Origin of the sequence: Klebsiella sp. K47, from assembly GCF_051858335.1 — a bacterium.
Taxonomy (GTDB): domain Bacteria; phylum Pseudomonadota; class Gammaproteobacteria; order Enterobacterales; family Enterobacteriaceae; genus Klebsiella; species Klebsiella pneumoniae.
In genome coordinates this window covers 1-209 of record NZ_JBPYUI010000606.1, presented here as the reverse complement: position 1 = coordinate 209, position 209 = coordinate 1, and the positions used below count along the sequence as shown (strand labels likewise).

Genomic DNA, 209 nt, shown 5'->3' with positions numbered 1-209 from the left:
CCTCGTTCCGAAGTCGTTCACGCAACGCCTTCAGTGCGGTAGCCGAGGGAGTGGCGACGCGCCGCGCGATATTCAACGGACTGGCGGTCCAACTGAGAATGTCAGCCTCATAGTCGCGCACGTAGGCGCTTTGTTTATAGCCGATCACGATCTCGCGCTTCAGCCACTCAGAAAGGCTATCCTCGGTCCGCCCACGATCGTCAGTCACA

At 59.3% G+C, this 209-nt stretch carries 1 protein-coding gene; it reads right to left on the bottom strand.

Annotated features, from left to right (window positions below):
* The coding region (locus tag RRF55_RS29410; protein WP_439419514.1) for a GIY-YIG nuclease family protein at window positions 1–209 on the bottom strand (209 nt) is incomplete at both ends.